The organism is Streptomyces sp. NPDC001663 (genome assembly GCF_042893105.1).
Classification (GTDB): Bacteria; Actinomycetota; Actinomycetes; order Streptomycetales; family Streptomycetaceae; genus Streptomyces.
In genome coordinates this window covers 134,655-156,760 of record NZ_JBIAUR010000016.1, presented here as the reverse complement: position 1 = coordinate 156,760, position 22,106 = coordinate 134,655, and the positions used below count along the sequence as shown (strand labels likewise).

The window sequence follows — 22,106 nt, the reverse complement described above, 5'->3', positions numbered from 1 at the left end:
CCCGGCCCCGTCAGGCCGCGGCGGTGAGGACCAGGGCGGCGTTGTGCCCACCGAAGCCCAGGGACGTGCTCGCGGCGACACTCAGCCGCCGGTGCCGCGCCGAGCCGGTGACCACGTCGATGTCGACGTCGATCGCCGGGTCCAGCGACTCGACGTTGGCGGTGGGCGGCACGGCGCCGTGGTACAGCGCCAGCGCGGTGTACGCGGCCTCGACGGCACCCGCCGCGGCGAGGGTGTGGCCGGTGACGCCCTTGGTGGAGGTGACCGCCGCGCGGTCGCCGAGCACCGAGTGCAGGGCACGGGCCTCCGTGAGGTCGTTCATCGGGGTGGAGGTGCCGTGCGCGTTGACGTGCTCCACTTCGTCGGGAAGCACTCCGGCGTCGTCCAGGGCGGCCCGCAGCGCCCGCGCCAGGCCCTCGCCCTGCGGGTGCGGGGCGGTGGCGTGGTGCGCGTCGGACGTGGCGCTGAAGCCGGCGATGTCCGCATAGCGCCGGGCGCCCCGGGCGGTGGCGTCCTCGCACCGTTCCAGCACGAGGATCGCCGAGCCCTCGCCGGCCACGAAGCCGTCCCGGTCCGCCGCGAACGGGCGGGACGCCGCGGCGGGTTGATCCGTACGGCCCGACAGCGCACCCATCCGGGACAGCCCGTTGAGCGTGCCGGGGCTGATCGCCGATTCGGTCCCGCCGGCCAGGACCACGTCGCACAGCCCCGACAGCAGCCATTCGCGGGCCGTGCCGATCGCGGACGCCCCCGACGCGCACGCGGTCGCCGTGACCAGGCTGGGGCCGTGGATCCGCAGGTCCATGGCGACGTATCCGGCGACCATGTTGACCATGCTCATGGGGATCATCAGCGCCGACACGTCCTCCGGGGTGCCCTCGGAGTAGGTGCGCAGCTGCTTCTCCAGGGTGGCCGCGCCGCCCAGCGAGTTGCCGATGACCACACCCACCCGGGTGCAGTCCCAGGACCCGGTGTCCAGGCCGGAGTCGGCGACCGCCTGCCGGGCGCCGACCACGGCGAGCTGGGTGAAGCGGTCCAGCTTCCAGGCGGTGCGCCGGCCCAGCTCGGCCGTGGGGTCGAAGCCGGGAACCCGGCAGGAGATGTCGACCTTCTCGCCCTTCAGCTCGGGGTCGGTGGCCCCGGCGGAGACACCGGACAGCACGCGCCGCCAGTTCTCCTCCACCCCGATGCCGGCCGGGGTGACGAGGCCCATGCCGGTGACCGCGACTCCGCGGCCCCGGGCCACGCCGCTCACGCCCGATCCGCCTTCGCACGGATCACGGCGACGGCCTCGTCCAGGGTGAAGGCGGACTTGAGCTCGCCCTCCTGGAGGACGATGTCCATCTCCTTGCGCAGGATCAGGCTCAGCTCCACGAGGATCAGGGAGTCGATCTCCAGCTCGTCGAAGGTGGCGCCGGAGAGCAGTTCCGCCTCGTCGAGGCCGAACTTCTCGCTGATCAGGGCGGAGACGCGGTGCTTGAGGGATTCCTGGGTCTGGATGACGGGAGTGCTCATGGTGGTTTCCTCTCGTTGTTCGTTCTCGGTGTTCTCGGTGAGGTCGGTCGGTTCCAGGGCCGGCCAGACCAGCGCGGCCGAGCCCCAGGTGAGGCCGCCGCCGAAGCCGGTGAGGAGCACGCGGTGGCCGGGCTGCAGGTCGCCGTCGGCGGCGGCGTCGCGCAGGGCGAGCGGGATCGAGGCGGCGACGGTGTTGCCGACCCGGTCCAGGTTGGCCACGATCTGCTTCTCCTCCAGGCCGAGTTGCTCGCCGACGGCATTGAGGATGCGGATGTTGGCCTGGTGCGCCACGACCTTGTCCACCTCGGCGGGAGTCCAGCCGATCCGGTCGAGGAGGGTCCCCGAGGAACGGCTCATGTTCAGCACGGCCTGGGTGAATACGGGACGGCCGTCCATGGTGAAGAAGTGGTCCCCGGCGCCCGGGGGTTCGGGCGCGGAGCGCTGCCGGGAGCCTCCGGCGCGCACCGTGATCAGGTCGCCGCCCGAGCCGTCGCTGCCCAGGTCGAAGCCGAGCAGCGCGCCCGGCTCGTCCGCCTCGCCCGCCCGCAGGACCACGGCTCCGGCTCCGTCGCCGAAGATGGCCCGGGTGGTGCGGTCGGCCGGGTCGAGGATGGTGGAGAAGGTGTCCGCGCCGATCACCAGGGCCCGTTCGGCGACCCCCGCGGTGATCATGGAGGACGCGGCGGCCAGCGCGTACACGAACCCTGTGCACACGGCGGACACGTCGAAGGCGGGCACCGTCCCGAGCCCGAGCCGGTGGGCGACGTCCGGTGCGGTGGCCGGGCACGGCCGGTCCGGCGTACTGGTGGCCAGCACCACCAGGTCCACGTCGCTGCAGCGGGCCGAGGCCAGCGCATCCCGTCCGGCCGCCACCGCGAGGTCGGAGGTGGCCTCGCCCGGGGCGACGACATGACGCCGGCCGATCCCGGTCCGGGTACGGATCCACCGGTCGGAGGTGTCCAGCTGCTCCGCCAACTCCTCATTGGACACGGCCCTCTCCGGCAGCGCACCGCCCAGACCGCACAGGACAGCAGCGCGGCTCATGAGGCCAGCTCCTCGGCCTCGTCGGCCGTACGGGCCGAGGGCACCGCCAGGGCCGTCAGCCGGGCGGCCGGGGTGTCCGGTACCTCCGGGGCCTGCACGGTGCCGCCCGCCAGGAAGCTGCTTCCCGCCCTGCGCAGTGCCGTACGGACGGCCGCCGGCTCAGGGGCGACGATCGCCGCCACGTGGCCGTCGGGGCGGACCACGAGGGCCCTCGGGGTGGTGCCGAGCAGCGGGGTGAAGCCCGGCCAGGCGGAGATGTCCCGTACCGGTACACCGTCGGGGGCGGCCGTCGACACGGACTCGCAGGTGGCCAGCCAGGTGGCGTCCTGACGTTCGCCGGCCCAGAGCAGCAGCGTCAGCCGCGCGGGGTCGATCGAGGGCCAGCGTTCGGCGCCCGGCTGGGGGTCGGCATGCGCGGCGAACACCGGCAGCCGATCGCCGACGCGGATCCTGCGGGTCAGCCCCGGCAGCGTGTCGCGCAGGGACTCGGCCGGCCGGTAGCTGACGTCGTGCTGCGCCATCAGCGGGGCGCCGAACCGCTGCAGCACCCCGGTCCGATGGGCCAGCCGTACGGTGGCATCGCGCAGGGCGAGCTCGTGGCGCCGCTTGAACAGCCCCCAGCTGGTCTGCTTGGCGGTGGTCAGCACGATGCGCTCCGCGGCCAGGCGGCGGTCGCTGTCGTAGGTGTCGAGGATGCCCGGTTCGAAGGCGCCCCTGACCACACCGGCCAGCTTCCAGGCGAGGTTGACGGCGTCCTGGATGCCGGTGTTCATGCCCTGCGCGCCGGCCGCGCTGAACACATGGGCGGCGTCGCCCGCGAGGAAGACCCGGCCCGCGCGCATGGTCTCGGCCACCCGGCGCCGCGCCCGGAAGATGGTGGACCAGTCGAGCTCTCCGACGATGCCGGGCCGCGGGGAACGCTCGTCGACGAACCGCTGGAACAGCTCCGGCGGCGGCCCCTGCTCCTCGCGCCAGTCCGGCACGCTGATGGCGAGCCGGTACACCCCGCCGCCGAAGGGGGCGATTCCCAGGGCACCGGAGCGGGAGTAGCAGTACACCAGCGCGTGCTGGTCCAGGTCGCCGGCCACCGGACCGTCACCGATCGCGAACAGCACGTCGTTGCCGGTGCCCAGCAGCTCGATCCCGGCGAGCCGGCGCACCGCGCTGTGCGCGCCGTCCGCGCCGATCACCCAGTCCGCCTCGATCTCCTCGGTGCTCCCGTCGGCCCGCTGCACCTGAGCGACCGGCCGGGGTCCCGAGGTGTCGAGCCCGGTGAGGGAGCCGAACTCGATCTCGCCGCCGCAGGCGGCCAGCCGGGTGCGGATCACCTCCTCGGTGGTGTCCTGCGGGACGACCACGCCGAAGGGGTACGGGGTGTCGGCGAGCCGGCTCATCTCGATGGCGCCGAGGTGCCGCTTGTCGGAGTAGTACTGCACCGAGTCCAGCCGGTTGCCCAGCTCGATCAGCGGCTCGGAGGCGCCGATACGGCCGAGGAGCTCCAGGCTGCGCGGCCAGACGACGCTGGCCCGGGAGTGCTGGACGGGGCCGGCCGCCGAGTGGTCGATCAGCCGGACCGGAACACCCTGCGCGAGCAGTTCGGTGGCGAGTACGAGTCCCACGGGGCCGGCGCCCACGACGAGGACGGGACGCCGCTCACCGGGGCCCTCGCGCTGAGGGAACGTCATGACAGTGCCTTTCGGAGAAGTCGGAACAGGGCGGGAAATCCCGGGCGGTTCAGGTCCGTCGCACCACGACCGCGCTCCACGTGAACCCGGCGCCCGCGCTCAGCACCGCGGCGTACCCGCCGCGTGCGAGGCGGTACGGGCCGGTGTCCGCGGCCAGGGCGGCCAGGTTGGACAGCAGGTCACCGGCACCGAGATGGCCGGTGTTCTCGCCCAGGTCGGCCAGGGGCGCGTCGGTGACCTCGGCGACGGCGGGGCCGTACACCTCCCGTGCGGTGGCCCGGCCGAGCCGCGGCAGCAGTACGGCGCTCAGCCGCCGCCCGCCGGTGCCGATGCCCGCCTCGGTCAGCGCGGCGGCCAGCACGGCCGTGGTCTCTTGGCGCAGCCGATCGAGGAAGCGCGGCCTGCCGTGCTCGGCGAGGAACGCCTTCTTGGTCCGGCGGACGTCCACGGCCGCGCTGCGGGTGTGCGGTGCCGGGTGGAAGGCGCCAGTGTCACGGTGGGCGCTCTCCAGCTCCGGCGCCGCCCGGGTGTGCAGGGCGTGCAGGGCGAGCGCGCCCTCGGGGAGGGGCCCGGTGCCGACGACGGCCGCGGTGGCACCGTCGCCGTACCAGACGCCGTAGTCACCGCCCCACCGGTCGAAACCCGGCGGTGCGAAACGGTCGGCGGTGGTCACCAGGACCGGGCCGTCACCGGGCCGCGCGGCGAGCTGGTGCACCGCGGTGCGCAGGGCCGCCGCCGCGCCGTTGCACATCTGCTGGACGCCGGTCGGGATCGCGTCCAGGGCGCCGGTCCGGGCGGCCACGTAGTGCGCGGGCGACCAGAAGTCGTGGCCCTGGTGGTACGTCCAGGCGTGCAGGACGGCGGCGAGGTCACCGGCGGGGACACCGGCCCGGGACAGGGCGTGCCGGGCGGCACGCACCGCCATCTCGGGGGCGGACAGGTCGAGGGAGACGGGCAGCTGCCCGTAGCCCATCGCGTCCGCCTCGTCGGTGGTCACCCGGCCGGCGGCCAGCGCGTCCGCCCTCTTCTCGGTGGTGGGCGGCAGCCACTCGGCGGGTGCGAGCCATATGCCGTCGGAGGTCATACGCACTCCTCGCCGTCGAGCAGCGGGACGCCCGTCGACGCCGTGGTGGTGTGCATCCGGCCGGAGGCGATGATGTCGCCGTCCTGCTCGAAGTCGATGTGGAAGGTCCTGAGGTCCGGAAGCATCAGGCTGAGGTTGTCCTCGTGCGCATACGGCTCGGTCTTGCGGATGTGCACCGTCGTGGGGGCGTCCAGCTCGGCGTAGCGGGTGAAGGAGAACTCGAAGCCGGCCACCGTGCTGCGGCTGACCGAGGCGCCCCACAGGTCGGACACGCCGAGCAGGCACAGCTGGCGGGCGGCCTCCATGAGCACCATGCCGGGCACGTGGTCCTGGCCGTGGTCGAACATGCTGCGGTTCTCCAGCGGGACCCGTACGGTCGCGGTGGCGTTGTCGCTGCCCACGGTGGCGGAGCTGAGGACGACGTTCGCCGGGTCGCTGCGGCCGACCAGGTGCGGGTCGACGTACGCGGTCTGGCGGGGCAGGTCCTTGAACGGCACCAGCGGCCGGCCGCGGCCCTGCAGGCGGACCGTGTCGTAGACCTCGGCGGGGATGTAGCCGACGTCCATGCGCACGAAGCCGAGGCAGCGCTGGGCGAGCTTCATGTCGATGCCGAAGGACAGCCGGCGCACATCGCCGGGAGTGCCGCGGCGGTTGCTGGTGCGCACCGAGATCCGCAGCTCGCCGGGCTGCTCCTGCTGCGGGAGGGTGAGCAGTCCCGGCAGCTCCATCGACCAGGACCGCAGCAGGAACTTGCTCTTGCGCGAGACCCCGGCGTACTCGTGGCCGCCGTAGGTCTCGGCCTGCCGGCAGCACTCCAGCAGCAGCATCGGGTCCGGGCAGCCGAGCCGCGAGGTGTGCCCGGTGTAGTAGGCGTGCAGCGGGGGCAGTTGGGCGGCGGCGAGATATTCCTCCTCGCCGGTCTGGCGGGCGTCGGTGAGAAACACCTCGGAAAGCGCCCAGCGGTGCAGCAGAGAACGGTCCACGGTGCGCATGAATTCGAGGTTCGCGGCACCAGGCAGGCAGGTCTTCTTCTCGTTGGAGGTCATGGGATCCAATTCCCTTTTCTCTCGCGTGATTTCATTGTCGGGGGAGGTGGCAAAGCGCTCACTAAAAGCGAACTCAAGGGGCTGTTCGCTGGACCACCCAGGCGAGCGGACTGCTGTAGCCGTTGCCGGCCCGGTCCCAGGTCGCACGCGGGGCGGTGGGCGCGGGGGCGTCGTCAGCGGTGGCGGCGCGTGTGTGAAGTACGGTCAACACGGCTACCAGAGCGGCCAGTTCGTCCGGATCCGGGTTTCCGCGTACGACACGGAAGGCGGCGTTCACAGCGGGGTGATCCCGTGCTTGCGCTGCGGCAGCGCCCGGTGCTTGGTCCGCAGCACGGCCAGCGAGCGGGCCAGCACCGCGCGGGTCTCACCCGGTTCGACGACGTCGTCGACCAGGCCGCGTTCGGCCGCGTAGTACGGGTGCATCAGCTCGGCCTTGTACTCCTGGACCATCTGCGCGCGCATCGCCGCGGGGTCGTCGGCGTCGGCGATCTGCCGGCGGAAGACGACGTTGGCGGCCCCCTCGGCGCCCATCACCGCCACCTCGTTGGTGGGCCAGGCGAAGGACAGGTCCGCGCCGACCGAGCGGGAGTCCATGACGATGTAGGCGCCGCCGTACGCCTTGCGCAGGATCAGCTGGATGCGGGGGACGGTGGCGTTGCAGTACGCGTACAGCAGCTTCGCGCCGTGCCGGATGATCCCGTTGTGCTCCTGGTCCACGCCGGGCAGGAAGCCGGGCACGTCCAGCATGGTGACCAGCGGAATGTTGAAGGCGTCGCACAGGGAGACGAACCGCGCGGCCTTCTCGCTGGCCTTGATGTCCAGCACTCCGGCGCTGGCGATGGGCTGGTTGGCGACGATGCCCACCACGTGCCCGTCGATCCGGGCCAGGGCGCACACGACGTTGACCGCCCAGGTGGGGTGCGTCTCGAAGTACTCGCCGTGGTCGACGATCTCCTCGATGACCTCCCGCACGTCGTAGCCGCGCGAGGGGTCGGCCGGGACGAGGTCGGCGAGCCGGTCGGTGCGGCGGTCCGCCGGATCGTCGCCGGGCAGCACGGGCGGGGCCTGCCGGTTGTTCGACGGCAGATACGACAGCAGGTGGCGCACGTCCTCCAGACAGGTCGCCTCGTCGTCGTAGGCGAACGCGGCCACCCCGGACACCGACGCGTGCACGTCGGCGCCGCCCAGCTCGTCCATGCTCACCTGCTCGCCGGTGACCGCCCGCACGACGTCCGGGCCGGTGATGAACATCTGGGCCACGCCCCGGACCATGAAGGTGAAGTCGGTCAGCGCCGGCGAGTAGGCCGCGCCTCCCGCGCACGGGCCGAGGATCACGCTGATCTGCGGGATGACGCCCGAGGCACGCGCGTTGCGGCTGAAGATGCCGCCGTATCCGGCGAGCGCGGTCACCCCTTCCTGGATGCGGGCGCCGGCGCCGTCGCAGAGGCTCACCAGCGGGGCGCCGGACGCCTCCGCGAGGTCCATCAGCTTGTGGATCTTCGCCGCGTGGGACTCGCCGAGCGCTCCGCCGAAGATGCGGAAGTCGTGCGCGTAGACGAAGACCTGACGGCCGTCGACGGTGCCCCAGCCGGTGACGACGCCGTCGGTGTGCGGCCTCTTGTGCTCCAGGCCGAAGCCGGTCGCGCGGTGCCGGCGCAGCGGCTCCAGCTCGGTGAACGACCCCTCGTCCAGCAGGAGTTCGATGCGCTCGCGGGCGGTGAGCTTGCCACGTGCGTGCTGTGCCTCGGTGGCCCGCCGTCCGGGACCCGCGTGCACCTCGGCGCGCAGCCGCCGCAGCTCCTCCACGCGCACATGCATGCTGTCGGGACGCTCGGGCTCCGACTCGGCAGGTGGCACCGGGCTTTGTGCCACGGGGTTTTCGACCACGGTGGTCATGCCTTGTCCTCCCATCCGGACGCCCTCTGGACCGAGGCCGCCCGGAAGAAGGGTTCGGGGCCCTGGGCAATGCCTGACTCAAGCCGTGAAAAAGCCGCCGAATTCTTTTCCGGGCCTTGAGTGAAAGGCAGGCCGCGGTATGAGGGAAATGCAGTCCGGAACTTGAGCGGCTCCCTCGGACGATGTTCCCGACCGTCGTCGGAATCTCGAGAGGGCAGATCATGGTCGCGCACGTTCACGGGTCCACCGCCGAGCCGCGGTACGCCGTCCTGTTCCCCGGTCAGGGGGTGCAGCGCCCCGGTATGGGCGAGCCTTGGCGGGACACACCGTCCTGGGAGTTGGTCGAATCCGTCTCCCGGGCCTCCGGCTTCGACGTCGCCGAGCTGTTGCTGACGGCGGACCAGGAGACCCTGTCCCGCACCGACCACGCCCAGATCTCGGTGTTCACCGCGTCCCTGCTGGCCTGGTCGGAGTTCCACCGGCACGAACCCTCCGCGCAGGTGGTGGCCGCCGCCGGGCACAGCCTCGGCGAGTACTCGGCGCTGGTGGCCGCCGGGGTGCTGTCGGTGACCGACGGCGCCTGGCTGGTGGGCGAGCGGGGCCGGGCCATGGCCGAGGCGGCCCGCGGGCGGCCCGGAGCGATGGCCGCCGTGATGGGCGGCGACCCTGAGCAGGTCACGGCCCTGGTGGAGGAGGCTCGCCGGGACGGCGGCGAGCTGTGGGTGGCCAACCACAACAGCCCCCAGCAGACGGTGGTCGCCGGCAGTCGTACGGCCGTGGAGACCACCGCCGCCCGAGCGGCCGCGGCCGGCCTGCGCTACAGCGTCCTGCCGGTCACCGCCGCCTGCCACAGCCCCTACATGGAGCCCGCCGGCGCGGCCCTGCGCCGGGCCCTGGAACTGACGGGCTTCGCGACCGGGGCGATCCCCGTGGTGGCCAACGTCGACGCCCGCGCCCACCACGGCGGCGGCCACTGGCGCGACCTGTGCGCCCGCCAGCTGGTCAGTCCGGTCCGCTGGGCGGACACCCTGCGCGTCCTGCACGAGGAGCTGGACGCCACCGCGTTCCTGGACATCGGTCCCGGCGCCACCCTCGCCGGCCTGGCGCGGCGCGCCCTGCCACAGGTCCCGTCCCAGCGCTTCAAGGCCCCCGTCGCGCACCCGGCCTGACCTGTCGTCGACGCCGAAGGAGGAGATCATGACGACGATCCAGGAGATACCTGTCGGCCAAGCGGTCGAGGGACGCGGTCTGGGCGCTCTGCTGGTGCGGGCGGCGGCGGAGTTCCCCGAGCACGGGGTGCGCTACCTCTCCGGGGAGCACACCTATCCACAGCTGTTGAAGGAGTCGCTCCGCCTGCTGAGCTCCCTGCGCAGGAAGGGAGTTCGCCCGGGCGGCGTCGTGGCACTGCTGCTGGAGCGGCCCGAGGAATTCATCCCGGCCTTCTGGGCCTGCCTGCTCGGCGGCATCCCCGTCTGCCCACTGGTCCCCGTCCGCAACGACCCGCAGCGCTGGGCAGCGCAGTTGAGCCATGCTCACACTCTGTTCGACGGCCCGCTCCTGGTCACCGACGGCCGGACACACGAGGAACTGCCCGCGGTCCCGGGGCTGTCGGTCACCACGATCGAAGACCTGGCCGCGACCGCGACCGACACGGCCGAGCCGACCCCCACAGCTCCGGACGACACCGCCCTACTGGTCCTCACCTCCGGTTCCACCGGCACCGCCAAGGCGGTTCGGCTCACCCACGGAAACCTGCTGGCGTCCATGGCCGCGAAGGCGGAGACACAGTCGCTCACCCCGGCGGACGTCACCCTCAACTGGATCTCCTACGACCATGTCGCCGCCCTGCTGGAGGCACATCTGCTCCCGCTGTCCGTAGGAGCCGTACAACTGCATGTGTCGCCGGAGTGGGTGCTGGCCGACCCGCTGCGCTTCCTCGAGCTGATCGACGCCCACCGGGTGACGATGACGTTCACCCCCAACTTCCTGCTGGGGCTGATCAACAAGGCCCTCGACCAGCTGTCGCACCCCCTGTCGCTGGACCTGTCCTGCGTACGGCACATCGTGTCCGGCGGTGAGGCGAATCCGGTCGCCACGGGCGTCGGTCTCCTCGACCGGCTGGCCCGGTACGGACTGCACCGCGGGGCCCTGTGGCCCGCGTTCGGGATGACCGAGACCTGCGCCGGCAGCATCTACAACCGGGAGTTCCCCGACGCCGACCACGGCGCCGAGTTCGCCTCGGTCGGGCGGCCGGTCCGCGGGCTGCGGATCAGGATCGCGGCTCAGGACGGCGAGGTCGGCGAGGTGCAGCTCACGGGGCCGATGATCACGGGCGGGTACTGGAACAACGAGGAGGCGACGCAGGCCGCGTTCACGGCGGACGGCTGGTTCCGCACCGGTGACCTCGGCCGGCTCGACGGGGAGCGGCTGACCCTCGTGGGGCGGAGCAAGGACAGCATCATCGTCAACGGCGTCAACTACCACAGCCACGACCTCGAGTCGGTGCTCGGCGAACTCGACGGCATCGAGAAGTCCTTCGTCGCCGCGTTCCCGACGCGCCCGCGGGGCGGCGACACCGAGCAGCTCGCGGTCGTGTTCGCCGTCACCCCCGACGTGGCCGGCGACGAGGCGGCGCTCCACCGCCTGATCGTCGCGGTCAGGAACAGCGTCGTACTGCACTGGGGGTTCCGCCCGGCGCTGCTGCTGCCGCTGCCCAAGGACGCCTTCCCGAAGACGAGTCTGGGCAAGATCCCGCGAGCGCTGATGCGACGCCGGCTGGAGGCCGGTGACTACGCCGGGCACGTGAACTCAGTCCGGGAGCTGATCAGCCGTCAACTCGGGGGCCATGTCGAGCCGGTCGGCCCCATGGAGGAGACGCTCGCGGAACTGTACGGCGAGCTCTTCGACGCCGAACCGTCCACGATCAGTGCCACCGCGAGCTTCTTCGACCTGGGCGGGACCTCACTGGACATCCTGCGCCTCAAGAGCCTGGTCGCCCAGCGCTTCCCCGGCGCCGACCTGCCGGTGCTCGCGATCCTCACCTCACCCAGCGTCCGCGAACTGGCCGCACGCGTCGAGGCGGGCCGAAGCGGCGAGAACGCCCCCTACGATCCGGTCGTTCCGCTGCAGACCAGCGGGGACGGGACGCCGCTCTTCTGTGTCCACCCCGGGGTCGGCGAGGTGCTCGTCTTCGTGAACCTGGCCAAGTACTTCGTGCACGAGCGGCCCTTCTACGCCCTTCGGGCGCGCGGGTTCAACCCGGGAGAGAAGCCGTTCGAGAGCTTCGCGGAGATGGCGCGCACCTACGCGGACGCGATCCGCTGCCGGCAGCCGCACGGTCCCTACGCGATCGCCGGGTACTCCTTCGGCGCGGCGGTGGCCTTCGAGGTGGCCAGGCTGCTGGAGGCGGAGGGCGAGCGGGTGGACTTCCTCGGCAGCTTCAACCTGCCCCCGCACATCAAGTACCGCATGGACGAACTCGACTTCGTCGAGACCGCGGTCAACCTGGCGATGTTCCTCGACCTGGTCTCCGAGCAGCAGGCGAAGACGCTGCCGGCCGAGCTGCGCCCGCTGAGCAAGCAGGAGCAGCTCGCCCGTCTGATCGCCCTCGCCGCCCCGGACCGGCTCGCCGAACTCGACCTGGATCTCGACCGGTTCACCGCATGGGCGGACCTCGCCGACGGTCTGACGGGACTCGGCCGGACCTACCGGCCCTCCGGCACGGTCGCCCGGATGAGTGTCTTCTACGCCGTCCCGCTGCGCGGCAGCAAGCAGGACTGGCTGGACGACGAACTCAGCCGCTGGGCGGACTTCACCCGCGAGACACCCCGGTACCTCGAGGTGCCCGGCGAGCACTACACCCTCATGGGACCCAAGCATGTGGCCGCCTTCCAGTCCGTTCTGAGGGCGGAGCTCGGCCGGGCGCTGGGAGCAGGCGGTGCACCCCAGTGCTAGCCGGGAAGAAGATCCTGATCACCGGGGCGACCGGCCTGGTGGCGCGCACCGCGGCCGAGAGACTCGCGGAGCACAACGAGGTGTGGTGCCCCGGCCGCTTCTCGGACCCGGAGGCGGAGCGGCGGCTGAAGGACCGGGGCATACGGACATGGCGCTGGGACATGGCCGTGGACGAACTCGACGGTCTTCCCGACGACTTCACGCATGTGCTGCACGCGGCGGTCGAGCGCGGCGGCAGTGACTTCGAGGAAGTCGTGGCGGTGAACTCCGTCGCCACGGGCCGTCTGATGACCCACTGCCGCAGCGCCGAAGCCTTCCTGTTCGTCTCCACCAGCGCGGTCTACGCGCCACAGGCACCGGATCACCTGTACACCGAGGACGACCCGCTGGGCACCGTGTCGGCATGGCTGCCGACGTACCCGGTCGGCAAGCTGGCCACCGAGGGCGCCGTGCGTGCTCTCGCCGTGACGCTCGGCCTGCCCACCACCGTCGCCCGGCTCAACGTCGCCTACGGCCCCCACGGGCACGGCGGGCTCCCGGTGATCCTGCACCGGCAGATGCTCGCCGGGAAACCCATCGCCGTACCCCACGAGGAACAGCACTACTGCTCCCCGATCCACACCGACGACATCGCGCGGCACGTGCCCCGGCTGTGGGCCGCGGCTCGGACCCCCGCGACCGTCGTGAACTGGGGAGGGGACGAGGTCGTCGGCGTGCGCGACCTCATGACGTACGTCTCCGAACTGACTGGCGTGCCGGTCGACTTCGTGCCGAGCGACGTCACCCGCGCCGTCGTCGCGTTCGACGGCACCCGCCGCAGGGGCATCGCCGGCGCCTGCGGAACGTCCTGGCGCGACGGGGTCCGGCAGGCCCTGGAGGCGCACTTTCCCGGCACCGTCGAAATCCGCCCCGGCAGAGAGGTCTCCCACCGTGACCAGTGAAACGTCCACCGAACCGCAGGTGCTGGGGCTGCTGGAACGCTCGCTGAGCGCCGGCTGTGCCGCCTCGCTGCGCGCGGCCGTGAAACTCGGCCTGGCCGATGTCCTCGGCGACACCCCGGCCAAGGCGGACAGCCTCGCCGTGGCGGTCGACGCCGACCCGGACGCGCTGCGGCGACTGCTGCGCTCGCTCACCGGCCACGGGGTCTTCGCCGAGACCTCCGAGGGCCGGTTCGTCCACACGGAGCTGTCGCGACTGCTGCGCGAGGACGCCCCGGACCGGCTCGACCAGCTGGTGCTGTGGCTGACCGAACCGTGGACCTGGGAGCTGTGGGGCCGTCTCGACGAGTCGGTGCGCACCGGGAAGGACGTGTTCGCCGACACGTACGGCGGAGAGTTCTTCGAGCACGTGCACACGGTCTGGCCTCAGTCGGCGGCGGTGTTCGACCGCGCGATGACCCAGGCCAGCAGGCAGTCCGCCGCGGCCGTCGCGAGCGTCCTGCCACTGTCCGGTGCGCGGACCGTCGCCGACATCGGCGGCGGACAGGGCTTCCTGCTCGCCTCGCTGCTGGAGCGCCACCCCGGCGTACGGGGGATCCTGTTCGACCGACCCGACGTGGTCGCGGGCGCCGACGCCCGGCTGCGCGAGGGCGGTGAACTCGCCGACCGGGTACGGCTGATGGCCGGCGACTGCCGCGTGGAGGTCCCGGCCGACGTCGACGTGTACGTCTTCAAAAACATCCTGGGGATGAACGACGAGGACGCCGCCGTCGTGCTCGGCAACGTAGTGCGGACGGCCCGCGCCGGAGCCCGGGTGGTCATCGTGGAGAACCTCGTCGACGACGGCCCGGGGCAGCGGTTCAGCACCGCGATGGATCTGCGGATGCTGCTCACCGTCGGCGGGCGCAAGCACACCCGGGAGGGCCTGCTCGCGCTCGTGGAGCGGGCGGGCCTCGTCGTCCGGGACGTACGGCCGGTCAACTCGTACCAGCACATGATCGAAGCGACGACGCCATGACGACCGACGACACCGACGTCCTGGTGGTGGGGGCCGGGCCCACCGGCCTGCTGCTGGCCGGGGACCTGGCCGCGGCAGGGGTGCGGGTCACCCTCCTGGAGCGGCGGGAGCGTGCCGCCGACCCCGGCATGACCCGTGCCTTCGCGGTGCACGCCCGCACCCTGGAGGTACTGGACGCGCGCGGCCTCGCCGACGAACTGGTCGCCCTCGGCAGGACGGCTCCCGTGGTGGGGCTGTTCGGCAGGATCGAACTGCGTCTGCACCGGCTGCGCACCCGGTTCCCCTTCGTGCTGATCACTCCGCAGTACCACGTCGAGGAACTGCTGGAACGGCGCGCGCTCGCCGCCGGAGCGCGGATCGTGCGGGGCGCCGAGGTCGTGGCGCTGGGGCAGCGGGCCGACGGCGTCGCCGTGGAGACGGCGGCCAAGGGCACCTTCGACGCCTCGTACGTGGTCGGATGCGACGGCGTGCGCAGCGCCGTGCGGCGGCTGACCGGGATCGGCTTCCCCGGCCGCTCGGTGGTGCGGTCGGTGATGCTGGCCGACGTCCGGCTCAGGGATGTGCCCGTCGATGCGGTCACCACCAACTCCAACGAGTACGGCTTCGCCTCTCTCGTCCCCTTCGGCGACGGCTGGTACCGGGCGATCGGCAGGATCGCCGGCGACGACCGCCCCGACGACGCACCGGTGGCCCCGGAGGAGCTGTCCGGCCTGCTCCGCCGCGTCCTCGGCTCCGACCACGGCATGCACGACCCGCGCTGGATCTCGCGCTTCCACAGCGACGAGCGGCAGGCCGTGCGCTACCGCGCGGGCCGGGTGCTGCTGGCGGGCGACGCCGCGCACGTGCACTCGCCCGCCGGAGGCATGGGGATGAACACGGGGCTGCAGGACGCCGCCAACCTGGGCTGGAAGCTGGCCGCGGTCGTGCAGGGCCGGGCCGGAGAGCCACTGCTCGACTCCTACGAGGGGGAGCGCCGCCCCGTGGGGAAGCAGGCGCTGCGGGTCTCCGGGGCGATCACCCGAGGAGTGCTGAACACCCCGCGCAGCGGCCTCGTCCGACATCTCCGGGAGACCGCCCTGCCCCTGCTCTCCCTGGCGAACTCGCTCACCGGCGCGGGAGAGCGCCTCCTCTCCGGCATCGGCATCGCCTACCCGTCCCCGCCCGGCAGCCACCGCCTCACCGGCCGCCGGGCGCCCGACCTGCGGATCGCGGGCGGGCAGCGGCTGTACGAGGTGCTGCGCGACGGCCGTTTCGTCCTGATCACCAGAGGTCACCCGGTACCTGAGACGGACCGGCTGCGAGTGGCCGCCCCCTCCGGCCCCCTGCGCACCACCCTCCTGATCCGCCCGGACGGCCACATCGCCTGGGCCGCCGACACCCCGCACCCCGGACAACTGCACGCGGCGCTGGAACGCTGGCCGGTGGCAGCACACCGAAGCACCGACCCGGACCGCCGAACCTGTGTCGCCGAGGCAGGAACCTCGCCGTCCATCACTTTCCGTGCTCACTGTGCGATCCGCTGGTGTAGGCGAAGCGGCTCCGGGTGTTATTGAATGAGGTGTGCGGTCAGGAATTTCGGGGCCCTGTCGCCCGGGTTCTGGTACGGCCCCGGCGCTGTGTCGGGGTTGGCGAGCGAGCTGAGAGAGCCGCATGGACTCCACCCCCTCCCCCTCGTCTGCGTCGCCGTTCGACATGGTCAGCAGCGCTTTGGGGAAGTACATGCCACGCGGCGGAGCGGCAGCGGCCGCAGGTTCTGCCGACCCGCCGGACGACAGCGCCGCCCACCAACGCGTACACGCCGATCCGACCCCCGGACGTCAGGAGCAGATCCTCGGCGCGGTCAACCTGGACCGTGATCTGAGAATCACCCGCAGCAATCTGGACGCCCCCGTTTTCGCGGGGGTGGAGGCCGTGACCGGGAGCCCGCTCGTCGATCTTCTGCCTCCCTGGGACGTACCGACGGTCACCCGGCGGTTGCGGCAGGTCCTCGAGACCGGTGAGCCGCACGTCGCCCGGGTCCAGCGCCTGCGGCGCAGCGACGGGTCGGAACTGGTGGTCTCGATGAGCATCCTGGCCGCCGCGGCGCCTCAGGAGGGCCTGACCGTCTCTCTGATCGCCATGGCCAGGAGGCTGCACCTGTACGCCGCCGAGACCGCGATCGGCACCTCGTTGGACATCGGCGAGACCGCGCAGTCGCTGGCGGAGTCCCTGCTGGCCTGGGGAGACGTGACCGCCATCGACCTCGACTTCGCCGTGTGGACGGGCGAGGTGCTCACCGAGCAGCCACAGGGGCGCATCCATCTGCGGCGGGCGGCCCTGGTGCCGGACCGGGCGTGGCCCGACGGCTACCTGACTCCGGGCGCCGATCTTCCCAGCGACGCGAGTCGCCTGCTGTCGCAGGCGATACGGCGTGACGACGCCGCGCAGGCCATCGTCATACCCGACCGGGAAGCGATCGAGCGGGTACTCGGCAGTCCGCGGCTGGTACGTGCACTGGTGCCCGGTGACCAGGCGGCGGGCGTGGCGTGCATACCGCTGGTCCTGGACGGCGCGCCGCCCGTCGTGCTGGGTGTGGCGGAGGTCTGGCGGCGGGCGGACCGCCCCTTCGAGGACAGTGAGCTGTTCGACCTGCAGGAGCTGGTGGCCAGGACCTCCCATCACGTCGACCTGGCCCGTCAGCACCATCGCGAGCACACGCAGGTGCTGGCGTTGCAGCGCCGGCTGCTGCCCCGGTCCGGCGGCGACACCATCGAGACGGCCAGCGTCTACCAGCCCGCCACCCCGGACAGCGCGGGCGTCGGCGGTGACTGGGTGAACAGTTTTCCGCTGCCGGACGGCCGTACCGCGCTGGTGGTCGGTGACGTCGTCGGGCACGGCCTGGGAGCCGCGGCGACCATGGGACAGCTGAGCATGGAGGCCCGCGCGCTGCTGTCGGCGGGGCTGGCGCCCGACGAGGTGCTGGAGCACCTGGACGAGACCGTGTCGCTGCTGGACGACGCGGAGTCCGGGCTGGCGGCCGGTTACAGCGCGCTCGGGTCGACCTGTTGCATCGCCGTCTACGACCCGGTCAGCCACCACGTGGCGCTGGCCAGCGCCGGCCACCTCCCCCCGGTCCTGATGCTCCCGGACGGACACGCCGGCCCGGTCGCGGTACGCCCCCACCCCGGGCTGGGCGCCGAGTTCGCGCTGCGGGAGCCGTACGACGTGTACACGTTCGCCGCACCCCCGGGTTCGCTGCTCGCCCTCTACACCGACGGCCTGGTGGAGGATCCCGCCCTGTCGATCGACGAGGGCATCGACAGGCTGGCGGACGCCGTGTCCACGGTGCACCCCTGGGATGCCCTGCAACAGGCCGCGCGGCGTCTGGTCTCCACGCTGGCGCCGGTGCGCCGGCGCGACGACGTGACCCTGCTGCTCGCGCGCATGATCGGCTACCGCAAGGGGGACACCGCGACCTGGCGGCTGCCCGCCCGCGGCGACGCGGCCGCCCGGGCCCGCATGCTGGTCTCCGAGCTGCTGGGGCAATGGCGCATCAGAGACGACACCCGGGACAGAGTGCTGCTGGTGGTCGACGAACTGGTCGCCAACGCGGTCCGCTTCGCCGAAGGACCCGTCACGGTACGGCTGATCAGGACCGGTCACGGGCTGCTGTGCGAGGTGGGCGACACCGGCAACGGCAGGCCGCGGCTGGGCCGGGGCGGGCTCCTCGACGACGGTGGCCGTGGCCTGCACGTCGTGCATGGACTCACCACCCGGTGGGGGGTGCGCTGGACGGACACCGGCAAGGTGGTCTGGGCGGCGGTCGAGAGGTGACGCGGCTACAGCCACTCGCCTTCCAGGGCGGTGGCCGTGAGGCCCGGGGCCGCCGCGTACAGGACGGCACGACTGCCCGGTTCCTGCCCGGCGTCGTACGCCCTCCGCATGATGTCGAACACGGCGGCGCCGCCGCGGTTGCCGCTGGTGTAGCTGTCCCGGCTGTAGTCCAGCAGCCCCGACGGCCACCCGTCGGGCATCGTCTGCTCCATGTACTCCAGCACCCGCGTCCCGCCGGGGTGCGCGAGCAGGACGTCGGGGTGCCAGGAGTCGGGGTCGTCCTGGTAGCGGAGGCGTAGCCACTCCCACATCGCGGTGACCGTCTCCTGCACGGCGCGCGGCCCGCGCCGGTCCATCACGAAGTGGGTGCCGTCCTCCCGTGTCTCCAGGCGGTGCAGGTCCTGCGTGCCGGGCAGGGTGTGGTTCCAGGAGGCGTCCAGCCGCAGCACCGACTCGGGCCTCGGGCGGCCCGTGACCACCGTGGCGACGGCGGTGTCCGCGAACAGCAACCGGACGATCAGGGACTCCAGAGTGTCGTCCGCGGGCTGGTACGTCGTGCTCAGCGCCTCCGCGATCACGACCAGGACCACCCGGTCGGGGTCCGCGGCCACGAGATCCGCCGCCAGCGCCAGGGAGCGGGTTCCGGCGATGCAGGCCCACTGCGTGGCCGGCAGCAGCAGCACGTCGCCCCGGAGCGGGAGCTTGTTGGCCAGGGCGACGTCCAGCCCCGGCAGCGCCGGGGTGGTGGAGTTACTGGTGATCAGGCAGTCGACGTCCGCGGCGTCCAGCCCGGCGATCTGCAGGGCCCCGCGCGCCGCACGCTCGCCACAGGACTGCACGGCCTCCCAGGCCGGCGCGGTCCGCTCCTGGACGGTCTGCGGCGCGGGTATCGACTCAAGGGCGGCGATCACACGATCCACGTCCTGTTCGGTGAACCCGTCGCCGGCCAGCGCCTCCCGGGCCGGCCCGACGCCGGCAGCCGGCAGGGCGCTCCCGTTGCCGGGCGCGACGGCGGTCTCCAGCGGCAGCATCCACCCGCGGGTTTCGATGCCGGTACTGGCCGCGATGCCGTCGATCCGCGGCGCCCACGCCGCGTGCGGGTGCCGGCCGCGCACCTCGTCCACGATCTGGCTGGTCTTCACGGCGTGCTCGCCGTGTATCACGGCAGGCGGGCACAGGTAAGCGGCCATGATTGGCACCTTTCTGCAGGGAAAAGAGGAAGAACGTCACGAACGCTGTGGCATGGGCCACTTCGGCACGGCGCATCCAAGTCGATGGCGGTGCGCTCCACTTCGGGCTTCTGAATCCGTTTCGAGCATGGACGCCAAATGGGCATTTGCGCTGTGACCTGGGCAACTTGGGAGGTTTTGCAATTCGTGACACGGCGCACACTGCTGGACAGGGCCCGGCGCGGTGTCGCGCCTGCCCGACGTGCCGTCAGTCCGGAGTCCGAAGGAGGCAAGCGCTCTCTCGAGGAGCGGTACATCCGATACATGAAGTTAGCCCGATATGTCCGTATCCCTGAGAGTGTCGGCTGCCGTTTGACGGCCAACAGCAAGGGAGGCATCGCGGGTTCTGACCTGGGCGTACGTGCTCTGGTATGGCGCCCGGGAGCGCAGGATCGCACCGTTGTTGAGCATCAGGCGGCTTCGGCTGCCCGCCGCGGCTTCGAAGTGGCTGTGTCGGTGCCTCCCCTTACGGTGTGCGCATGACTCCTGAGCTGCGGGACCGGTTAAGTCCCTTCCGTGACAAGGCGATTGCGCGGGGCATACCGGCCGAAGACGTAGAGCGATGGCTGGCCACCGCCCGCCCCTGTGCGACGCTGACGCGGGGCGGGGACGGGCCGGTCGTGGGCCGATTCGGCGGTCCGCTCCTGCTTCCGGCAGACACCCCGGACCCCGCCCACCCCTTCGTCGCCTCCATCGACCTCGCGGCCCTGCCCGCCGACGCGACGGACCTGCCTCTGCCTCCCGACGGCCGGCTGCTGCTCTTCGCCTTCCCCGAGACCGAACGCGATGACGAGACCATGGGCAGCGTGGTGTACGTCCCTGTCGGCACGGCCGTGGCCGAACGGGACAAGCACGCCTGGAATTCCTTCGACTCGGATGACGACGAGGCGATGTTCGAGGAGTTCCCGCAGGGCCCGCTGCAGGCGACGGCCAATGTGTCGCTGCCCTGCCACAAGTCGGTCATACAGCCCGGCATGCCGTGGGGCGGGCCGCATCCCGGGCATCCCCGCTCCGAGGAACTCGTCGCGGTCTGGGAGAGCACCCGTGCGGACATCGCCCCCGAGGGGCCGCTGCAGATCGGGGGATACGCCGATGAGGAGGCCATCGACAACGACCCGGTCGCCCACGCCGTGGACAGCGCGGTGAAAGCCGCGGAAGCAGGCTGGGGGGACGGACCGGTTTCGGGTGACGTCTCGGACTGGGTACTCCTGGCCGACTGGGTGGCCGGCATGGACGTGCAAGGCTGGGAGAGTGCCACCGTCCACTGGGTGATCCAGCGCGAGGACCTGGCCGCGCGGCGCTTCGACCGCGCGTTCACCAGCGTCTACTGGAACCCCTGACCCGTTCCCTGGGCATTTCGTACTGCCGGAGAGGTACGGCAACTGGCGAGGCGTCCACAACCGGCTGCGGATGTGGGCCTCGACGGCATCGGGGAGTGGGTGTTCACCGCGCCGATGGCCCAGGCCGACAGGGAATCAAGGTGTTGCTTCCCGCCCTGCGGCCCGCTGGCGCGTGCCGGCCGGGGCTCGTCGAGGCAAGGGCTCCGTAGTCAGTCCCGAGTGGTCCCTGGAGTCCCGCAACAGCTGTGCGAACGTCTTGGTTTCCTCATTCCCCGCGGCCCCTGACACCCGTTCCACGCAGTCCCCGCATCCCATTCCCTCGTTCCAGGGTGACTGTGTTCTCCCTGGTCAGAGTGCATTTCGGCGTTCCAGCGTCCCCAATACCCCGCTGGGCGTGGCAGTTGGGACGGATCACCTCCCAAGCTTCGGTCATCCGATCACCACCGCCACCAGAGCACCGAAGGGGCACAGCAACATGTCCGATCTCCGTACTTCCCGCACCCGTCTCGCAGCCGCCGCCGTGACCGCCGTTCTCGCCGCGCTCTCCCTGACCGCCTGCAACGACGGAACGGGCGCCCACGACGAGGGCGCAGCGGCGACCACCTCCACGAGCCCTTCGTCCGGTGCGGCCTCGTCGGACGCGGACTCCAACTCCACGGCTTCGACCGGCTCCACGGGCTCGACGGGCTCGACCGGCGGCAAGTCCACCGCCGGGTCCACCACCGCGGGTTCGAAGCCCGCCGCCGGCGCGTCCGCGTCGAAGGCGCCCGGCTCGGCAGGCAAGCCGGTCACCTGTGAGGGGTCCAACACCAAGACGGTCGCGGCCCCGCTGAACCGCCCCGTGAACCACATGCTGCTCACGGTGACCAACACCGGCAGCAAAGCCTGCTTCCTCTACGGCTACCCGAGCGTCCAGTTCACCGACGCCCAGTCCGAGCCTCCGGTCATCGAGGACTCACAGCCGCAGGCAGTCGTCACGCTCGAGCCGGGCCAGTCCGGTTACGCGGCCATCAGCCTGTCCGCCACCGACGGCAGCAGCACGAACGGCCGTACCGCGAAGTCCCTGACCGTCTACTTCTACGGCCGCTCCATGAGCGGGAACGTCGGCGCCGCCGCCCACCCGCCGCTGCCCGCCAAGGGCGCCTACATCGACGACTCGATCAAGGTCACGTACTGGCAGCAGTCGATGAGCGACGCCACCAACTGGTGACATCTGAGCGCCCGTTCGACGAACAGCACCTCACCGACCCGGAAGGCAGGCAACCCAGCATGCGCAGCAGCACCCGCAGGATCTCCCGCTTCGTAACCGCCTACTTCGGTGCGGCCTTCCAGGTCATCGTTCTGGGCACCACGGGCCACGCGGCGGCGGAGGCGGGGGTCCTCCGCCGCGGCCACGCGGTCTGAACTCCCCATCGCCGACGGTGAGTTGCGCGCGTGACACAGCGGGCGACCACCAGCCCCCCGGATGTCCTGGTTCTGTCACGCGACAGCCATCACGTGGTCTCACCAGTAACCACATGCGGCACTGCGTGCTCTCCTCTGAC

The 22,106-nt window shown here is 71.8% G+C and carries 17 protein-coding genes and 1 pseudogene; 9 read left to right on the top strand and 9 right to left on the bottom strand.

All coding sequences use genetic code 11. The features are described 5' to 3' along the window. Window positions 1–10: 10 nt before the first annotated feature. The 8 genes and pseudogenes from ACFY1L_RS41125 to ACFY1L_RS41090 form a co-directional block, all read right to left on the bottom strand. Window positions 11–1,246 (bottom strand): beta-ketoacyl-[acyl-carrier-protein] synthase family protein, encoded by a 1,236-nt coding sequence (locus tag ACFY1L_RS41125; protein WP_388837047.1) that lies wholly within the window; start codon window positions 1,244–1,246, stop codon window positions 11–13. Between the two features lie 5 nt (window positions 1,247–1,251). Next, the gene (locus ACFY1L_RS41120; RefSeq protein WP_388837044.1) at window positions 1,252–1,515 is read right to left on the bottom strand and encodes an acyl carrier protein; all 264 of its coding nucleotides are present in this window, start codon (window positions 1,513–1,515) and stop codon (window positions 1,252–1,254) included. Between the two features lie 48 nt (window positions 1,516–1,563). After that, window positions 1,564–2,559, bottom strand: a pseudogene (locus ACFY1L_RS41115) (beta-ketoacyl-ACP synthase III); the annotation flags it as partial. After that, entirely contained in the window at window positions 2,556–4,244 is a 1,689-nt protein-coding gene (locus ACFY1L_RS41110; protein WP_388836724.1) for an FAD-dependent monooxygenase, read from the bottom strand. The pseudogene ACFY1L_RS41115 and the gene ACFY1L_RS41110, both read right to left, overlap by 4 nt. A 49-nt stretch (window positions 4,245–4,293) precedes the next feature. Continuing rightward, window positions 4,294–5,328, bottom strand: a complete 1,035-nt coding sequence (locus tag ACFY1L_RS41105) for a 3-oxoacyl-ACP synthase (protein WP_388836720.1) — start codon at window positions 5,326–5,328, stop codon at window positions 4,294–4,296. Next, window positions 5,325–6,374: an AfsA-related hotdog domain-containing protein gene (locus tag ACFY1L_RS41100; RefSeq protein WP_388836717.1), complete on the bottom strand. Its 1,050-nt coding sequence runs from the start codon at window positions 6,372–6,374 to the stop codon at window positions 5,325–5,327. The genes ACFY1L_RS41105 and ACFY1L_RS41100 overlap by 4 nt, the downstream gene beginning before the upstream one ends. Before the next feature lie 73 nt (window positions 6,375–6,447). Further along, window positions 6,448–6,651, bottom strand: coding sequence for an acyl-CoA carboxylase subunit epsilon (locus ACFY1L_RS41095; RefSeq protein ID WP_388836714.1), 204 nt, complete (start codon window positions 6,649–6,651; stop codon window positions 6,448–6,450). After that, window positions 6,648–8,192, bottom strand: coding sequence for an acyl-CoA carboxylase subunit beta (locus ACFY1L_RS41090; protein WP_388837041.1), 1,545 nt, complete (start codon window positions 8,190–8,192; stop codon window positions 6,648–6,650). Before ACFY1L_RS41090 ends, ACFY1L_RS41095 begins: the two co-directional genes overlap by 4 nt. A gap of 299 nt (window positions 8,193–8,491) precedes the next feature. On the opposite strand from ACFY1L_RS41090, the gene ACFY1L_RS41085 reads away from it, so the two are divergent. The 6 genes from ACFY1L_RS41085 to ACFY1L_RS41060 all read left to right on the top strand — a co-directional run bounded on the left by ACFY1L_RS41085 (window position 8,492) and on the right by ACFY1L_RS41060 (window position 17,993). Continuing rightward, window positions 8,492–9,439, top strand: coding sequence for an ACP S-malonyltransferase (locus ACFY1L_RS41085; protein WP_388836711.1), 948 nt, complete (start codon window positions 8,492–8,494; stop codon window positions 9,437–9,439). Between the two features lie 28 nt (window positions 9,440–9,467). Continuing rightward, window positions 9,468–12,224: an AMP-binding protein gene (locus ACFY1L_RS41080; RefSeq protein WP_388836708.1), complete on the top strand. Its 2,757-nt coding sequence runs from the start codon at window positions 9,468–9,470 to the stop codon at window positions 12,222–12,224. Then, a complete protein-coding gene (locus ACFY1L_RS41075) occupies window positions 12,218–13,165 on the top strand; it encodes an NAD-dependent epimerase/dehydratase family protein (protein ID WP_388836705.1) in 948 nt (315 codons plus the stop codon). The genes ACFY1L_RS41080 and ACFY1L_RS41075 overlap by 7 nt, the downstream gene beginning before the upstream one ends. Next, window positions 13,155–14,180 (top strand): methyltransferase, encoded by a 1,026-nt coding sequence (locus ACFY1L_RS41070; RefSeq protein WP_388836702.1) that lies wholly within the window; start codon window positions 13,155–13,157, stop codon window positions 14,178–14,180. The genes ACFY1L_RS41075 and ACFY1L_RS41070 overlap by 11 nt, the downstream gene beginning before the upstream one ends. Further along, window positions 14,177–15,733: an FAD-dependent monooxygenase gene (locus tag ACFY1L_RS41065; protein ID WP_388836698.1), complete on the top strand. Its 1,557-nt coding sequence runs from the start codon at window positions 14,177–14,179 to the stop codon at window positions 15,731–15,733. The genes ACFY1L_RS41070 and ACFY1L_RS41065 overlap by 4 nt, the downstream gene beginning before the upstream one ends. Before the next feature lie 97 nt (window positions 15,734–15,830). After that, on the top strand, window positions 15,831–17,993 hold the full coding sequence (locus ACFY1L_RS41060; protein WP_388836695.1) for a SpoIIE family protein phosphatase: 2,163 nt from the start codon (window positions 15,831–15,833) through the stop codon (window positions 17,991–17,993). A gap of 5 nt (window positions 17,994–17,998) precedes the next feature. Here ACFY1L_RS41060 and ACFY1L_RS41055 read toward each other — a convergent pair whose 3' ends face one another. Beyond that, window positions 17,999–19,183: a type III polyketide synthase gene (locus ACFY1L_RS41055; RefSeq protein WP_388836692.1), complete on the bottom strand. Its 1,185-nt coding sequence runs from the start codon at window positions 19,181–19,183 to the stop codon at window positions 17,999–18,001. A 518-nt stretch (window positions 19,184–19,701) separates the two neighbouring features. On the opposite strand from ACFY1L_RS41055, the gene ACFY1L_RS41050 reads away from it, so the two are divergent. From ACFY1L_RS41050 to ACFY1L_RS41040, 3 genes are all read left to right on the top strand, one after another. After that, window positions 19,702–20,562, top strand: a complete 861-nt coding sequence (locus ACFY1L_RS41050) for a DUF1963 domain-containing protein (RefSeq protein ID WP_388836689.1) — start codon at window positions 19,702–19,704, stop codon at window positions 20,560–20,562. A 475-nt stretch (window positions 20,563–21,037) separates the two neighbouring features. Continuing rightward, window positions 21,038–21,772, top strand: a complete 735-nt coding sequence (locus tag ACFY1L_RS41045; RefSeq protein WP_388836686.1) for a DUF4232 domain-containing protein — start codon at window positions 21,038–21,040, stop codon at window positions 21,770–21,772. A gap of 59 nt (window positions 21,773–21,831) precedes the next feature. Then, on the top strand, window positions 21,832–21,966 hold the full coding sequence (locus tag ACFY1L_RS41040; protein ID WP_388836683.1) for a hypothetical protein: 135 nt from the start codon (window positions 21,832–21,834) through the stop codon (window positions 21,964–21,966). Window positions 21,967–22,106 lie beyond the last annotated feature (140 nt).

Bases quoted from the DNA above. Each gene is read 5' to 3' on its own strand.
- ACFY1L_RS41120 (WP_388837044.1), bottom strand. From the start codon at position 1,515: ATGAGCACTCCCGTCATCCAGACCCAGGAATCCCTCAAGCACCGCGTC.
- ACFY1L_RS41110 (WP_388836724.1), bottom strand. From the start codon at position 4,244: ATGACGTTCCCTCAGCGCGAGGGCCCCGGTGAGCGGCGTCCCGTCCTC.
- ACFY1L_RS41105 (WP_388836720.1), bottom strand. From the start codon at position 5,328: ATGACCTCCGACGGCATATGGCTCGCACCCGCCGAGTGGCTGCCGCCC.
- ACFY1L_RS41100 (WP_388836717.1), bottom strand. From the start codon at position 6,374: ATGACCTCCAACGAGAAGAAGACCTGCCTGCCTGGTGCCGCGAACCTC.
- ACFY1L_RS41090 (WP_388837041.1), bottom strand. From the start codon at position 8,192: ATGCATGTGCGCGTGGAGGAGCTGCGGCGGCTGCGCGCCGAGGTGCAC.
- ACFY1L_RS41085 (WP_388836711.1), top strand. From the start codon at position 8,492: ATGGTCGCGCACGTTCACGGGTCCACCGCCGAGCCGCGGTACGCCGTC.
- ACFY1L_RS41080 (WP_388836708.1), top strand. From the start codon at position 9,468: ATGACGACGATCCAGGAGATACCTGTCGGCCAAGCGGTCGAGGGACGC.
- ACFY1L_RS41065 (WP_388836698.1), top strand. From the start codon at position 14,177: ATGACGACCGACGACACCGACGTCCTGGTGGTGGGGGCCGGGCCCACC.
- ACFY1L_RS41060 (WP_388836695.1), top strand. From the start codon at position 15,831: ATGGACTCCACCCCCTCCCCCTCGTCTGCGTCGCCGTTCGACATGGTC.
- ACFY1L_RS41055 (WP_388836692.1), bottom strand. From the start codon at position 19,183: ATGGCCGCTTACCTGTGCCCGCCTGCCGTGATACACGGCGAGCACGCC.
- ACFY1L_RS41050 (WP_388836689.1), top strand. From the start codon at position 19,702: ATGACTCCTGAGCTGCGGGACCGGTTAAGTCCCTTCCGTGACAAGGCG.
- ACFY1L_RS41045 (WP_388836686.1), top strand. From the start codon at position 21,038: ATGTCCGATCTCCGTACTTCCCGCACCCGTCTCGCAGCCGCCGCCGTG.
- ACFY1L_RS41040 (WP_388836683.1), top strand. From the start codon at position 21,832: ATGCGCAGCAGCACCCGCAGGATCTCCCGCTTCGTAACCGCCTACTTC.